Source organism: Pseudomonas sp., assembly GCF_046581935.1.
Classification (GTDB): Bacteria; Pseudomonadota; Gammaproteobacteria; order Pseudomonadales; family Pseudomonadaceae; genus Aquipseudomonas.
On record NZ_JAYGFK010000009.1, the window covers coordinates 91,132 to 106,610 of the forward strand.

Annotated in this window: 10 protein-coding genes; 6 read left to right on the top strand and 4 right to left on the bottom strand. The window is 59.7% G+C overall.

Annotation, left to right across the window (positions count from 1 at the left end; genetic code table 11):
* Positions 1-15 precede the first annotated feature (15 nt).
* The 5 genes from VCA57_RS07080 to gloA all read left to right on the top strand — a co-directional run bounded on the left by VCA57_RS07080 (position 16) and on the right by gloA (position 9,032).
* The gene (locus VCA57_RS07080) at positions 16-1,074 is read left to right on the top strand and encodes a protein-glutamate methylesterase/protein-glutamine glutaminase (protein ID WP_411184263.1); all 1,059 of its coding nucleotides are present in this window, start codon (positions 16-18) and stop codon (positions 1,072-1,074) included.
* 615 nt (positions 1,075-1,689) lie between these two features.
* On the top strand, positions 1,690-3,528 hold the full coding sequence (gene ilvD / locus VCA57_RS07085) for a dihydroxy-acid dehydratase (protein WP_411184264.1): 1,839 nt from the start codon (positions 1,690-1,692) through the stop codon (positions 3,526-3,528).
* A gap of 110 nt (positions 3,529-3,638) precedes the next feature.
* Positions 3,639-7,586 carry an NACHT domain-containing protein gene (locus VCA57_RS07090; RefSeq protein WP_411184265.1) on the top strand — a complete coding sequence of 1,316 codons (3,948 nt, stop codon included), beginning with the start codon at positions 3,639-3,641 and terminating at the stop codon, positions 7,584-7,586.
* 193 nt (positions 7,587-7,779) lie between these two features.
* Complete coding sequence (locus VCA57_RS07095; RefSeq protein ID WP_411184314.1) at positions 7,780-8,238, top strand: metallophosphoesterase family protein; 459 nt, start codon at positions 7,780-7,782, stop codon at positions 8,236-8,238.
* Positions 8,239-8,504: 266 nt separating this feature from the next.
* Positions 8,505-9,032 carry a lactoylglutathione lyase gene (gene gloA, locus VCA57_RS07100; protein ID WP_411184266.1) on the top strand — a complete coding sequence of 176 codons (528 nt, stop codon included), beginning with the start codon at positions 8,505-8,507 and terminating at the stop codon, positions 9,030-9,032.
* A gap of 150 nt (positions 9,033-9,182) precedes the next feature.
* On the opposite strand, the gene VCA57_RS07105 is transcribed toward gloA, so the two are convergent.
* The 3 genes from VCA57_RS07105 to VCA57_RS07115 form a co-directional block, all read right to left on the bottom strand.
* A complete protein-coding gene (locus VCA57_RS07105) occupies positions 9,183-11,558 on the bottom strand; it encodes a TonB-dependent siderophore receptor (protein WP_411184267.1) in 2,376 nt (791 codons plus the stop codon).
* A gap of 289 nt (positions 11,559-11,847) precedes the next feature.
* On the bottom strand, positions 11,848-12,780 hold the full coding sequence (locus tag VCA57_RS07110; protein ID WP_411184268.1) for a FecR family protein: 933 nt from the start codon (positions 12,778-12,780) through the stop codon (positions 11,848-11,850).
* Positions 12,777-13,316: an RNA polymerase sigma factor gene (locus VCA57_RS07115; protein WP_411184269.1), complete on the bottom strand. Its 540-nt coding sequence runs from the start codon at positions 13,314-13,316 to the stop codon at positions 12,777-12,779. Before VCA57_RS07115 ends, VCA57_RS07110 begins: the two co-directional genes overlap by 4 nt.
* 139 nt (positions 13,317-13,455) lie before the next feature.
* Here VCA57_RS07115 and VCA57_RS07120 point away from each other — a divergent pair, with 139 nt between their 5' ends.
* On the top strand, positions 13,456-14,832 hold the full coding sequence (locus VCA57_RS07120; RefSeq protein WP_411184270.1) for a nucleobase:cation symporter-2 family protein: 1,377 nt from the start codon (positions 13,456-13,458) through the stop codon (positions 14,830-14,832).
* A gap of 76 nt (positions 14,833-14,908) precedes the next feature.
* Here VCA57_RS07120 and VCA57_RS07125 read toward each other — a convergent pair whose 3' ends face one another.
* On the bottom strand, positions 14,909-15,469 hold the full coding sequence (locus tag VCA57_RS07125; RefSeq protein ID WP_411184271.1) for a hypothetical protein: 561 nt from the start codon (positions 15,467-15,469) through the stop codon (positions 14,909-14,911).
* Between the last annotated feature and the right edge of the window lie 10 nt (positions 15,470-15,479).

Here is a 15,479-nt window from a genome sequence, read left to right on the forward strand (position 1 = left end):
GGGAATACAACTGCCATGAAACCCATCAAAGTCATGATCGTCGACGACTCGGCCGTGGTTCGCCAGGTGCTGTCCTCGGTACTCGACGCCGACCCGGCGATCCAGGTCATCGGCACCGCCGCCGACCCGCTGTTCGCCCAAGATAAGATGCAGCGCGATTGGCCGGACGTCATCGTGCTGGACGTGGAAATGCCACGCATGGACGGCATCACCTTCCTGAAAAAACTGATGGCCGAACGCCCGACACCCGTGGTGATCTGCTCGACCCTGACCGAAAAAGGTGCCGCCACCACCATGCAGGCACTGGCAGCCGGCGCGGTGAGCATCGTCACCAAACCCCAGGCCAGCCTCAGCAAGTTCCTGATCAATGCCAGCGACGACCTGGTTAACGCGGTCAAGGCCGCCGCCCGGGCAAACGTCCGCCGCTTGGGCAAAGACAAACCCCTCGCCGTACCGGCCAAACTCAGCGCAGATGCGGTAATGCCTGCAGGCCAAAGCGCCATGAGCCGTACCACCGAACGTATCGTCGCCATCGGCACCTCCACCGGCGGCACCCAGGCGCTAGAGTACATCCTCACCGCCCTGCCCCGCGTCTGCCCTGGCATCGTCATCGTTCAGCACATGCCTGAGCGCTTTACCGCCGCCTTTGCCGAACGCCTCAATGGCCTGTGCGAGCTGGAGGTTCTCGAAGCCCGACACGGCGACCGCGTAATGCCTGGCCGCGCGCTAATCGCCCCCGGCGGCCGGCATATGCTGCTCAAACGCAGCGGTGCGCAATACCTGGTCGAAGTGGTAGACGGCCCGCCGGTAAGCCGCCACAAACCCTCGGTGGATGTGCTGTTCCGCTCCACCGCCCGCGCCGCTGGGGGCAACGCCACCGGCATCATCATGACCGGCATGGGCGACGACGGTGCCCGTGGTCTGCGCGAGATGCACGAAGCCGGCGCACGCACATTGGGCCAGGACGAAGCCAGTTGTGTGGTTTACGGCATGCCCAAAGAAGCCATGAAAATCGGCGCGGTAGACCGCGAACTACCACTGGCGCACATACCGGCGGCAATTCTTGCGGGGTAAGTAGTGCGAAACCGCTCAATCGTCAGCAAGGCTAACGCCCCATCGTGGCTACCCGCCGCCAAGAACCGCGTCGGGCCTTGGGAGGCGCTTCAGCGAAGAATATTGGCTAGCGCATCAGGGCAACCGGCAATCGCGTCACTACCGGGGATAACGCAGCAGTGGCTTGTGCAGGAACAGCACAAAACCATATCAGATCGCTCCTCACGCTCAGCGTGGGAATGCCTCCATGGACGCTCTGCCTCCGATATTAAACACTGCCTAGCCCAAACGGGCGCAGAGCGCCCTAGCCTGGACTACTACTCTGGAGCGTGGGGCCATCACCGAGCACCAGCCGCGCATATGGGCGCAACTGGCATACGCCTTCTGACGGTACACACGAGCTCGCAGCGCATCGACAGTGGCGAGACGCCTCGCACAGCGCGCCCACCAGCCTTTCCCTTGCTGCCTACGGCGGCGTAGAATCGACTCATTTCCCGCCAGACATCCTCCGGCGGGCCTGTGAGCCCAGGCCGCACGAACGGTGATCCCGTTTCGTCATGCCGCCTCGCCAGAGCGCTAATCGTCGCGCCAAGACGCTCACCGCACACATAACCGAATTAGCCGCAGGAATCCGTCATGCCTGATTACCGCTCGAAGACCTCCACCCACGGCCGCAACATGGCCGGCGCCCGCGCCCTGTGGCGCGCTACCGGGATGAAGGACGAAGACTTTAAAAAGCCGATCATCGCCATCGCCAACTCCTTCACCCAGTTCGTACCCGGCCACGTGCACCTGAAGGACCTGGGCCAACTGGTCGCCCGCGAGATCGAGCGTGCCGGCGGCGTAGCCAAAGAATTCAACACCATCGCCGTGGATGACGGCATCGCCATGGGCCACGACGGCATGCTGTACTCGCTGCCGAGCCGCGAGATCATCGCCGACTCCGTCGAGTACATGGTCAACGCCCACTGCGCCGACGCCATCGTGTGCATCTCGAACTGCGACAAGATCACCCCCGGCATGCTGATGGCCGCCCTGCGCCTGAATGTGCCGGTGATCTTCGTCTCCGGCGGCCCGATGGAAGCCGGCAAGACCAAACTCGCCTCCCACGGCCTCGACCTGGTCGACGCCATGGTCATCGCCGCCGATTCCAGCGCTTCTGACGAGAAGGTCGCGGAATACGAGCGCAGCGCCTGCCCGACCTGCGGTTCGTGCTCCGGCATGTTCACCGCCAACTCGATGAACTGCCTGGTGGAAGCTCTGGGCCTGGCCTTGCCGGGCAACGGTTCCACCCTGGCCACCCACAGCGACCGCGAGCAGTTGTTCCTGCAGGCCGGCCGCACCGCTGTCGAGCTGTGCAAACGCTACTACGGCGAAGGTGATGAATCGGTGTTGCCGCGCAATATCGCCAACTTCAAAGCGTTCGAAAACGCCATGACCCTGGACATCGCCATGGGCGGTTCCACCAACACCATCCTGCACTTGCTGGCCGCTGCCCAGGAAGCCGAGATCGATTTCGACCTGCGTGATATCGACCGCCTTTCGCGCCGTGTACCGCAACTGTGCAAGGTCGCGCCGAATATCCAGAAGTACCACATGGAAGACGTGCACCGCGCCGGCGGCATCTTCAGCATCCTCGGCTCGCTGGCCCGTGGCGGTTTGCTGCACACCGACCTGCCAACTGTACACAGCGCCTCCATGGCCGAAGCCATCGCCAAATGGGACATCACCCAGACCACCGACGAAGCCGTGCACCACTTCTTCAAGGCCGGCCCGGCAGGCATCCCGACCCAGACCGCATTCAGCCAGAGCACCCGCTGGGACACCCTCGATGACGACCGTGAAAACGGCTGCATCCGCAGTGTCGAGCATGCTTACTCACAAGAAGGCGGCCTGGCCGTGCTCTACGGCAACATCGCCCTCGACGGCTGCGTGGTGAAAACCGCCGGTGTGGATGAATCCATCCACGTGTTCGAAGGCAACGCCAAGATCTTCGAAAGCCAGGACAGCGCCGTGCGCGGCATCCTCGCCGATGAAGTGAAAGAAGGCGACATCGTCATCATCCGCTACGAAGGCCCGAAAGGCGGCCCGGGCATGCAAGAGATGCTCTACCCGACGTCGTACCTGAAGTCCAAAGGCCTGGGCAAAGCCTGTGCCCTGCTGACCGACGGCCGTTTCTCCGGCGGCACCTCGGGCCTGTCCATCGGCCACGCTTCGCCGGAAGCCGCTGCTGGTGGCGCGATTGGCTTGGTACAGAACGGCGACAAAGTGCTGATCGACATTCCCAACCGCTCGATCAACCTGTTGATCAGCGATGAAGAACTGGCTGCACGCCGGGTCGAGCAGGACAAGAAAGGCTGGAAGCCGGTAGAGAAGCGTCCGCGCAAAGTCACCACCGCGCTGAAGGCCTACGCCCTGCTGGCCACCAGCGCCGACAAGGGTGCGGTGCGCGACAAGGCGTTGCTGGACGGTTGATCCTATTCAGTAGTTTAAAAAGCGCCCCGCAATAGCGGGGCGCTTTGCTTTCTGCGCCACTGATCAGCCCTGTATTCTGCTAGGCATGCAGGATTTGAGGGGTAAGGACGATGCTGGTAGCCAGGCGAGTGCAGAAAGTTGCTGAAACGCAGGACAAAGAACAGAGGCTAGAAGAGTTACCACTCGCCAACTTTCGCATGACGCCTGCATGGGTTCTGCTGGGCGAGCCCGGAGCAGGCAAGAGTGAAGCCCTGAAGCAGGCCGCTCTGGAGGTCGAGGGCGTATATGTCACGGTGAACGAACTTATAAACACGACACCGCCGCTAGAGGAGTGGCGCGAGAAAACCCTGTTCATCGATGCACTGGATGAGGCCCGCTCCGCAGGTGCTGACAGCCTACCTCTACGCATCCGCCAACAACTACTGCAGCTTGGCAAACCTGCTTTCCGACTCTCCTGCCGCGCAGCTGACTGGTATGGCTCGACCGACATCGCTGATCTGCAAGGCGCCAGCCCCGATGGCCTATTGATGATATTGCAGCTGTGCCCGCTGAGCAGCGAGGACATTCAGCGAATCCTGCACAGCAATTACAACGTCATCGACCCCAAAGCTTTTATCGAGCAAGCCGAGCGCCACGGTATTGCCGCGCTGCTGAGCAACCCACAGATGCTCGGTCTGATGGCGAGGGCCGTCAGCGGTGAGAAATGGCCGGAAAACCGCAACGAGGTCTATCGACTCGCCTGCGAGAAACTGGCGGAAGAAAACAATGTTCGCCACCGACAAACCAGTGAAGCCAAAGCGGTCGATAACGACACCTTGTTGAAAGCGGCAGGGCAGTTGTTCGCTGTGCAGTTACTATCGAGCAAGGCTGGCATTTCCAGCGACGCAGACTCCAGCGGCAATAACTATCCAGAACTTAAGCAGTTCAAACCAGAGATTCCTGCTGCAGCCAGAAAAGCACTACAGTCCGCGTTATTCACCCCCGCCCCTGGCAACGCCCATCATCTTATCCCTCACCACCGCAGCATCGCCGAATATCTGGCAGCAAGATGGCTGGCGGACAAGCTGGATCGGGAGAGTCTTCCCCATGGCCGGCTACTCAACCTGTTACTCGGCTTCGACGGAGGAGTAGTCGCCGACTTGCGGGGGCTACTCGCATGGCTAGCGCAACAAAGCACATCAATACGTAGGCGCCTGATAGAAGCAGATCCTCTTGGCATCGTGCTGTATGGCGATGTCGGCCCATTCAGCACTGCAGACAAGCGCTACCTGCTGCAGGCCCTGCGTCAGCAAGCGGAGAGATTCCCCGGATATCGCTGGCACCTTTGGCAAGACATGTCTGGGTTCAGAGCCTTGGCAGACGAGTCGCTGCTTGAGGACTTTCAACGCATTCTGCTGGCTTCCGAGCGCGATGATACAACCCAGTCACATATGGACTGTGTGCTGGATATTCTCGAATACGGGCATGCTGATGCCACCTTGGCAGCGCCGCTGCTCGCGATAATCAAAGACGCTTCGCTCTGGCCACGGCTCCGTAATAGCGCGCTCAGTATTTGGCTGAAAATGGCCTCTCCAGCAGAAAGCAAATCCCTGCTGTCACAAATATGCAGCAGTGATGTTGAAGACGAAGATGACGAGTTGCTAAGCCAACTGCTAGATCGGATGTATCCGGATTATTTGATGCCGGAAGAGCTGCTCGATTGCCTTCATCCGCCCAAGAACACGCATCTGATTGGAGGCTACCGGATGTTCTTGGAGCATGGACTATCGGAACGCGCGCCGACAAATCAGTTGCCGGCGTTGCTGGATGGGCTCTGCACCAAGAGCGACTTTCTTGATGAGGATAGAACCGAAGGGATGCTTTCCCGTTCGGTTGATCGATTACTTGTTCGTACTCTCAAGGAGTTCGGTGAGTCCGCCACGGGTGAGCAGCTTTTCAACTGGCTGGGGGTTGGAGCTAATCAACATGGCTATTTCAGCCGGGAGCAAGACTCTCGATTACAGGTTCAGAGCTGGCTCGAACAGCATCCTGAGAAATACAAAGCCGTACTTACGCAGTGTGTCCAAGCTGTTGCAAACGATAGTAGGCATATCCCCTCCCTCCACTTGCATAACGCCGCACCACCAGCAGACATTGGACTTTGGCACCTCCACCTGGCAGGCATGCCAGAGGAGTCGATTGCCAAAATCCATGCTCAGAACGCGGTTGGTGCACTGGTACAACAACGTGGCGCAGAGGGGCTATCGCTGGAGACTCTTGAAACGTGGGCGCAGGATTTTCCAGAGCGAGCGCACTGGTTAAACGACTGGTTGATCTGTGATCTTGAGCAGGAAAGTTGGCGTTTGAAAGATGCTGCACGCACTCGCAGCTACAAAAGGAAACAGGCTGAGCAACGCCACCGGCGCACTCAAAAAATTACTCCCGAACTGGCTGTTATTGCCGCCGGTACAGCCTCGGCTAGCCTGCTAGAGCACCTTGCGATGGTTTGGCTAGCTCACTTCTCGGATATTAAAGGGGACACTATCAGCGCCCGTTTTTCCAGCTACAGCGATCTGGGTGATGCTCTCATGCAGGCAGCCGAGTCTGGTTTCCGAAGATGCCTACAGCGCTCGAACCTGCCCTCTGCAGCAGAGATCATCGCTCTGAATCAAGCCGGAAAGCGTCATTACATTAGCCTGCCGTGTCTGCTTGGCCTGCAACTGAGCTGGACAGAGACACCCGAGCAGGTAGTCGCGTTACCCGATGATCAAGTTGAGTTACTGCTCGCCATCTATCTCTGTACACCATACTTCGGGCTGGATGATCTTCGCACCTGGTGTGCACAAACCGCGCAGCAGAGGCCCAAACTGTTTTCCCACGTATTGATCCGGCATGCGACTAGTACTTTCGCTGCTGGCAATACCTCTGCAGGCATCGCGTACTTATTGGCCAAAGATGTTGCTTATGCACAGGTCGCCCAGTTAGCAAGCCCAGAATTGCTGCAGCAATTTCCAGAAACAGCCACTGCACAGCAGCTCTATGACCTGCGCCAGTTGCTGAAAGCAGCTCTAATTTTTGCTCCAGAATGTCTCGCTGCGCTGACACGGCAAAAGTTGAAGTCACCACAACTCAATGCTGAACAGCGCCTTCTGTGGCTGGCGCTACAGGTTCTGACTGGCAGCGCTGACGAATCAGAGGAATTCTGGCAACGCCTCGGCGAAGCAGAGGAGGCCGATGTAGCCATGCAGCTAGCGGTGGAAGTCCTGATGCAAGGTATTCAGCTACAGGCCCTACGCCCCTCCCAGCCCGAACGTATTCTGGGCCGTTTGATCGAGACACTTATCCGGCACGCTGATATGGAACGGGGCCGAGGAGGCTTCGTCACTGCAGCGATGGATCTGAGTGAGGAACTGCGCGGGATGATCGACTGGTTGGGTACGCAAACTACGGCAGAAGCCCGCAATGAGCTTCAGCGCCTGCTTGATATCCCAATTCTGGCGTCTCAGCACTACCGTATTCGGAGCACATTGGAGCAGCAGAAAGCACGCAAGAGGGAAGCTGAATTCCAATTCCTTGGTTTGGAAGCGGTCGCCGATGTGCTAGCCAACCAGGCGCCAGCAAGTGTCACCGATCTTATGCACCTGACCTTGTGCCATCTAGACGACATCGCCCATGAACTACGCCACGCCAATGACGACGGCTATCGGATGTTCTGGAATATTCCCACTAGGCAGCCGCGCAACCGCCGCGGGGAGAACCTATGCCGCGATGTCCTATTGGCCCGCTTGCGCTCACGCCTGGATGCGCACGGCATTGGCATTGCTCCGGAATATGACCATGCAGGCGACAAGCGCGCCGATCTTCATCTCGACTACCGCAACCAATTGGCACTGCCAATTGAGATCAAGCGTGACGATCACGAAAAGCTATGGACAGCTCTGCACGATCAACTCATTACCCAATATGCACATGCACCGAAGTCTGCAGGCCACGGAATCTATTTGGTGCTTTGGTTTGGCGACAGCAAGGAACTGAAAATCCCACCAGCAAGGAAGCCAAAACCCTCGACACCCAATTAGCTAAAAGCTCAATTGGAAAGCCAGCTTTCAGAGGAGGAGCAGAAAAAGGTGTTTGTGCGCGTGCTGGATGTCAGTTGGCCCTGACGTACATTAGCGCTGGATCTAAATAGCCTGGGTGAATACCTACAGAGCCCTGCTCTACCGCCTTTATTTGCACGGAGCGGATGTAATGCGTGCCAATGATTATCAGCCTATGCGCATCGGCCTGATCGCAGACACCCACAACCTGCTGCGCCCCGAGGCACTGGCGGCGTTGCAGGGCGTCGACCACCTGATCCATGCCGGCGATATCGGCGGGCCGCATATCCTGGCCGAGCTGCAGCGCATCGCGCCGCTGTCGGTGGTGCGTGGCAACAACGACCAGGACGCCTGGGTCGATGCCATCCCCGAACGTCTGACGCTGACGTTTGGCGGCGTCACGCTGCATGTATTGCACGATCTCAAGCAACTGGATATCGACCCGGCTGAGCGGGGCATCGACGTGGTGATCGCCGGCCATTCGCACAAGCCGTTACACGAGGAACGTAACGGCGTGTTCTACCTCAACCCTGGCAGCGCCGGGCCACGGCGCTTCAAGCTGCCCATCGGCGTTGGCCTCCTGCATATCGAGGATGGCCGGGCACGGGCCGAGCTGATCACGCTGCGGGTCTGAAACCCGTCCACCGCCGTGCCAGCCCACGGTGGACAAAAACAGCGTTGTCCACCCTACGCACTCATACTTTGTAGGAGCGGCTTCAGCCGCGATGCTTTGCGCCCAACCACGCCTACGCTACCCCGCTGCCTGTGGCCCAGTTGCCACCCTGCCGGGAACCCATGCGAGTCGCTCGCTGCCCTATAACCCGATCACCTGCCTTGAAAAACGCCATCGCCGCGTCCACCTAGACAGGTACTGCTTTTTCACGCCTGATGGAGAACCCCATGACCCTCGACGAACTGAACACCCTGCCCGGCGTGACCGCCAAGCCCGACGTCGCCACCGCCGACTTCGTCTACAACCACACCATGATCCGCGTGAAGGATCTGACCAAATCGCTGGATTTCTACACCCGCGTGCTGGGCTTCACCCTGCTAGAGAAGAAGGACTTCCCCGACGCCGAGTTCAGCCTGTACTTCCTCGCGCTGATTGCCGACAAGTCGCAGATACCGACCGACCCGGCAGCCCGTCACCAGTGGCGCAAATCCATCCCCGGCGTGCTGGAGCTGACCTACAACTACGGTACCGAAAAAGACCCGGAATTTTCCTACCATAGCGGCAACAGCGACCCGCGCGGCTTCGGCCACCTGTGCGTCTCGGTGCCGGATATCAAGGCCGCCTGCCAGCGCTTCGAAGACCTCGGCGTGGACTTCCATAAGCGCCTGACCGACGGGCGCATGCGCGACATCGCCTTCATCAAGGATCCGGACGGCTACTGGGTGGAGATCATCCAGTTCACCGAAGTAGACTGATTCACACCGAGGTGGTGGAAGGATGCAGCGTCTTCCACCCTGCGCAACGTAAAAGGGCTGCCTCGTGGGCAGCCCTTTTCATTCCGGTTAGCCCCTACAGGTAGGGTGAATGACGCTCTTTTCATCCATCTGTGCCAACCATCCAATCGTTCAAAAATCGTAGCGCAGACTGGCCGTCACGCTACGTGGCTCACCCCAGGCATAAGTGCTATCAAAGAGGCTGTAGTACTTTTTGTCCAAGAGGTTGGTAACAGTGAGCATGGTCGAGACATGCTCGTCGAACGCATAGCGGGCACTGGCATCGACCAACCAGTAGCTACCAGTGGTGTGGTTGACCTTGCCCAAAGTTGGATGGTTTATCGGATACCAGGTCGTATCCTGCCAGCGGGCACCACCTCCCAGCGTCAGCCCGCTCAGAGCACCTTGCAACTTATAGCTGGAATACAGACTGAACTGCTTCTCGGGGGCCAGTGTCGCAACGGGCTCACCATTGCGACGCGGAGTCTGATGATTGAAACCCGCATGTATCTGCCACTGCTGGGTCAACTGGCCAGAAACCTCCAATTCATAACCCTTCGTCTCAACACCACTGATTGCGCGGTAGGCGGTATTGCCACTCGGCGTTCGATTGCCAGTGCTCTGGGCAAAGTTGTCCTGTTTCAGTTCGAAGTATGCCGCGCTCGCATTCAGGCGACCGTCGAAAAGGGCTAGTTTCAAACCCACCTCGGCATTGTTACCCTCCAGCGGGTCAAGGGTACGGCCCTGTTCATCTTGATTGGTTTGTGGTTTGAAGATGCTGGTATAGCTGCCGTAAACGGACAATACGCTGTTCAAGTCGTACACCAGCCCGGCGTATGGAACAACGACACCAGACTCCGTAGCGTTGTCGCTCCTGTAATTAGCCAGGCGTGTACCTAGCAGGAGTTTCAAGTCGTCCCGCAGGTTGAAGCGGGAGGCCAGATAGACACCATTCTCGCGAACGACCTGATCTGCTGCATCCACTCGAGCCCAGTTGGGTTCAGGGTATTCACCATCCCAACCGTAGAAGTCATCAATAACGCTTGCTCCGGCCCACTGCCCTTCGCTCGTCAGTTTGCGCCGGGAAACACTGCCGCCAACGACCAGTTCGTGCTCACGCCCCAACAGCTGGAAAGGCCCACTGGCATACAGATCTGCCGCATTGCTCGTTGTTTTACCAACATAACTGCCCTTCCAGATACTGGCACCACTTCCGTCGGCTGGATTGGGGAACCCTGCACCCACAGAGCCAGCTCGTAGGTCGTAACCATTGATCTGATGATTCAACTGCAACTTGGCTACCCAACCGCTGGCAAGGGTGTGTTCCAGCGTCGCAAACACCGTCCGGGTGTACTGCTCCCATTGGCTCCAGTTTGCGGCCGGATTGAACGAGCGAGAGACCTTGTTGAATTCGCCGTTGCTGTTGTAAACGGGGATGCCAAACCAGGTCGATCCCTTGGGTTCGTTATCCTGATAGTCGGCACCGGCGGTCAGCACGGTTTCAGGCGATAGGTCGAGTTCCAGGACGCCATAGAACACCGAGGTTTTGCGCTGATAGTGATCCAGGTGCGACTGCTTGTCCTGATAGGCGGCAACAGCACGACCCCGCACAGTACCGCTTTCGTTCAACGGACCACCGAGATCCAACTCACTGCGGTAATTATCCCAAGTACCCGCCCCGATAGATGCATGCCCCTGAAACTCATAAGTGGGCTTCTTACGAATCAGGTTGATCGTAGCCCCGGGATCCCCACTGCCAGTCAGCAGGCCGGTTGAACCCTTGAGTACTTCGACACGGTCATAAATGGCCATGTCACTCAGAGTGTTGCCCGCTGAGTAACCGATACTGCGCTGCATGGGAATGCCATCGTATTGAAAATTGTTGATGGCAAAGCCACGGGCGTAATAGTCAGTGCGCTCGGTATCCAGGGTCGCAACACTGACTCCAGGCGTTCGACGCATGACGTCATCAATGGAGGTGAGGTTGAAGTCATCCATTTCCTGCCGGGTTATCACACTGATCGACTGCGGCGTTTCCCGAGGCGTCAGCACCAGCCGCGTGGCGGTAGCGATGGTGCCCGGCGTGTAGCTCTGCGAGCCCTCGGTGATCGCCCCCAACTGGTTGCTGATAATGGTCATCGCGTCCAATTCCAGCGCACCATTGCCCGCCTGCGATTGCTCCAACGTCACCGTATCGCCATCGACGAAACGGGCTGCCAGACCGGTACCGGCCAGCAGACGAGCCAGCGCCTCGTTCGCCGCATGACTACCGGCCAGACCGGGGGAACGAATGCCCTGGGTCAGCTCGGCCGGCACCAGTACCTGGATGCGCGTTACGGCTGAGAACCCAGCCAGGGCGCCATCGAGCGTCTGCGCTGGGATGTCGAAACGGTAGGTGCTGCTCTGCGCCTGCGCAGGTTCGGCGGCCTGGGCCAGGAGTGGCGCGGAAATGGCCATGGCGATGGCAAGGGACAACAAAGTCGGCAGGCCGCGAGTAGCGTGTTGCATGGTGGGTTCCCCGGTGATCGAAATCGGTATTCGGCGTTGCACTCGTCTTATTGCGAGTGCTTTTTATTTCGCCTCAGTAACCAAGGACGCCAGCCCTGCAGAAAACCCTGAAAATATTTTTCGGCTTGTGTGAGTGGAGTTTCGGGCACGCCTTCGGCCAGCGATAAAGATCCGGAAAATCAAGGAGTACCATTAGCAGCGCATGAGTGGCTGCGGCAAGAAATACGATGATGTAGTCGCACCAGCGCGCAGCAGACTTCGAACAGGTTCAAAGCTGGAGAGCCGGCACTCAAGGCTGGGGAGCAGCCTCGCGCAGCAACGTCAGGTAGGGCGAATAACGATCCACCCGCAGCCCGAGCGTCAGTTGCAACGCCCGCAGCACCGCTTCCGGTTTGTCGATCTCGAATACGCCGGAAACCGCCTTGCGCTCAAGTGTCGAGTCGGAGATCAGCACATACCCCGGCCAGTAGCGATTGAGCTCGGCAACCACCTCGCCCAGCGGCTGTTGGCGGAACACCAGTTGCCGTTGGCGCCAGGCGAACGCTGCGGCCGGTTCGAAGGTTTGCACCGCACTCAGGTAGCCCGGCGCGGCCTCGACAGCCTCCCCCGGTGCCAGGATCGCCTTGCCACTGCCCTCGACCATGGTCTCGACGCGGCCTTCGGCCAGTTGCACGCGCGTGTGTTCACCCAGGCGTGACACGCTGAAGCGAGTACCCAGCACTCGCACGCGGGTATGCCCGCTCTGCACCACAAACGGCCGATTCGCATTGTGTGCGACTTCGAACCAGGCCTCGCCACGCAGCAGATGCACCCGGCGCTCGTTATCCGTGAGTTCGACTCTCACCGCTGCATCGGTGTTGAGTTCGATACGCGAACCGTCGGCCAACTCGATGACTTCGCTCTCGCCCACAGCGGTGTAGTGATCGGCGCGCAAGCGATCCGACCAGGGCGTTTGCCAGACCACACCCAAGGCCAGCAGCAACAGCGCGGCGGCGGCCCAGGGCAACGTACGACGACGGCGCGGCGGCGCCTGCGGCTGCATACGGCGAGCCGCGGGCTGCAAGGCCGCCAACAGTAGTTGCGCCTCGTCCCAGGCATGCGCCTGCGCATCACCCTGCGCCAGCCAGGCTTCGAAGCCGAGGCGATCCTCGTCGCTGGCATCCTCGGCCTGCAGACGAAAATGCCAGGCACTGGCCTGGGCAAACAGCTCGTCGTCGGTCATGGCTGGGGAGTCCTTGGGTGGGATTTCGAGTGCAGGCGTGCCTTGACGAAGCTGCGGCAGCCGATCAGGGCCTGGCGCAGATGATATTCCACGCTGCGCGCGGTCGTCGCCTCGCGCTCGGCGATCTCGCGATACGCCAGCCCTTCGACGTGATAGAGCAGGAAGATGCGTCGGCGCTGTTCGGGCAAGGCGGCAATAGCGTCACGCAGCAGGCTCTGTTCCTGTTCGGCAGCCAGGTGCTCGGGCAGCCCCGGCGTGGTACAGGCCGGCTCGTCCTCCGGCAGTTCGCCTTCAACCAGGCCACGGCGGGCAGCCTGGCGCTGGTGATCAAGCACCAGATTACCGGCCACCGTGAAGAGAAAGGCCCGCAGGTTGTCGATGCGCTCATCGCCGGGCATGCGTGCCAGGCGCAAGAACGCTTCCTGAGTCAGGTCTGCCGCAACCTGCCGATTGCCAGTGCGCCGGGCTACAAAAGCCTCCAGCGCCTTTCTCTGTTCGAGAAACAGGCGAGCGAGCTGTGCATTCCAGGTCGACAAGAGAGCACCGTGAGACGCAGAGGAAAAGATCGCGCACGCTAACAGATGATGGGAATCAATCGCAATAGAAGCTTATCGAGCGCCATGCCCCTGCGCAGTGCTCTCGGGTAGAATCGCCGGTTTTTCCGGGTTGACTGCCATGAACAACCCTCAAATCCCCGAAGCACGCAACGAGCTGCTCTACGGTCTGGACGACAAGCCACGCCCGCTAGCCGCGTTGCTCGCCACCCTACAGCACCTGCTCGCGATCATCGTCCCAATCGTGACTCCCAGCCTGCTGATCTGCCAGGCCATCGGGGTGTCGGCGCGTGACACCAATATCATCGTGTCGATGAGCCTGGTCATCTCCGGCATCGCCACCTACGTGCAGTGCCGCCGCTTCGGCCCGTTCGGCGCCGGCATGTTGATCGTGCAGGGCACCAGCTTCAACTTCGTCGGCCCGCTGATCGCTGGTGGCGTGCTGCTAGTCAACCAGGGCATGGCGGTAGAAACGGTGATGGCGGCGATCTTCGGCGTGGTCATCGCCGGCTCGTTCATCGAGATGAGCGTGTCGCGCATCCTGCCGTTCATCAAGCGCCTGATCAGCCCGCTGGTCACCGGCATCGTGGTGCTGATGATCGGCCTGACGCTGATCAAGGTCGGCCTGATCAGCATGGGCGGCGGCTACGCAGCGATGGGCAACGGCACCTTCGCCAACGGCGAGAACCTGCTGCTGTCGGGCGTGGTACTGGCCGCCATCATCCTGCTCAACCGCCTGCCGCTGGTGTGGCTGCGCAGCTGCGCCATCATCATCGCCCTGGCCATCGGCTATGCCCTGGCCGCCTACCTGGGTCGCCTGGATTTCACCGGCATGCATGAGGCCAAGCTGTTCCAGGTGCCGATGCCGCTGCACTTCGGCCTCGGTTTCTCCTGGAGCCTGTTCATCCCAATGGTGGTGATCTACCTGGTGACCTCGATGGAAGCCATCGGCGACATCACCGCCACCAGCAAGCTGTCGCACCAGCCGGTCGAAGGCCCGCTGTGGATGCAGCGGATCAAAGGCGGCGTACTGGTCAACGGCGCCAACTCGCTGCTGGCCGGCCTGTTCAACACCTTCCCCAGCTCGATCTTCGCCCAGAACAACGGCGTGATTCAGCTGACCGGTATCGCCAGCCGCCACATCGGCGTGTGGATCACCCTGATGCTGGTGATTCTCGGCCTGTTCCCGGCAGTGGCCGGGGTCATCCAGGCGGTACCGGAGCCGGTGCTCGGCGGTGCGGCTATGGTGATGTTCGGCGCCGTGGCGGCCTCGGGCATCAACATTCTGGCAGGTATCGATCTGGATCGCCGCGCGCTGCTGATCATCGCCGCGTCCCTGGCCCTCGGCCTTGGCGTGTCGCAGGTACCGGAGTTCCTCGCCCATATGCCGGCGGCACTGCGCAACGCACTGGAATCCGGCGTGGCCACCGGAGGCATCTGTGCGCTGCTGCTGAACTGGTTTTTGCCGGAATCACCGCATAGCCACAAGCCACATTAGCGCCTGGACTGCCGCCCAGGGTCAAACTCTTACTCCCCGCCGACACAGTAGCAAACGTGTGCCGGCGGGAAGTCAGTCAACGTAAATCGACGGTCAACTGTGGCGCGCCAAAGCTGATTAGGCTGGCATTGGAGCTCTGCAGATAGCCACTCCAGAAACGCTCCAGACGCTGCAAAGTATCGCCGGAACGATAGGCGCCCTTGGCCTCACCAGCGACCAGGCCGTTCTTGTGGATTTCAGCGCCCATCAAGTGGGTGGCTGGCACCAGGATGGTACCGATCAACAGGGAAACGATGATGGCGGAAAACTCAGCCTGGTTGGCGGAGATATTGGTCGCAATGAACGGCGACAAGACCAGGGCGAAGATGAACGCCTCAAGGATGACCAGGAAAATAGTGGCGACCCACAGCACCATGCCAGTGGGTTTGCGACCACGCTCCTCAACCTTGTTCAGGTAGTTGGCGCACTTCTCGTAGAAGGCCGCGTCCTTGTTAACCCGCCCATAGAAGCGATGATACTTGGCACATAGCTCGCGTTCGGTCTTATACCAGTTGGTGCTGCTGCCCTCCTCACGCCCTTCGACCTGGCTGCGACGCGACCCGAAACCGACAAATCCGTCAAAAGTACATATCAACAAACGTACGGCC

Excerpts from the sequence above, each read along its gene's own strand:
- gloA (WP_411184266.1), top strand. The coding sequence starts at position 8,505 with ATGACCCTCGACGAACTGAACACCCTGCCCGGCGTGACCGCCAAGCCC.
- VCA57_RS07105 (WP_411184267.1), bottom strand. The coding sequence starts at position 11,558 with ATGCAACACGCTACTCGCGGCCTGCCGACTTTGTTGTCCCTTGCCATC.
- ilvD (WP_411184264.1), top strand. The coding sequence starts at position 1,690 with ATGCCTGATTACCGCTCGAAGACCTCCACCCACGGCCGCAACATGGCC.
- VCA57_RS07120 (WP_411184270.1), top strand. The coding sequence starts at position 13,456 with ATGAACAACCCTCAAATCCCCGAAGCACGCAACGAGCTGCTCTACGGT.
- VCA57_RS07080 (WP_411184263.1), top strand. The coding sequence starts at position 16 with ATGAAACCCATCAAAGTCATGATCGTCGACGACTCGGCCGTGGTTCGC.
- VCA57_RS07090 (WP_411184265.1), top strand. The coding sequence starts at position 3,639 with ATGCTGGTAGCCAGGCGAGTGCAGAAAGTTGCTGAAACGCAGGACAAA.
- VCA57_RS07110 (WP_411184268.1), bottom strand. The coding sequence starts at position 12,780 with ATGACCGACGACGAGCTGTTTGCCCAGGCCAGTGCCTGGCATTTTCGT.
- VCA57_RS07095 (WP_411184314.1), top strand. The coding sequence starts at position 7,780 with ATGCGCATCGGCCTGATCGCAGACACCCACAACCTGCTGCGCCCCGAG.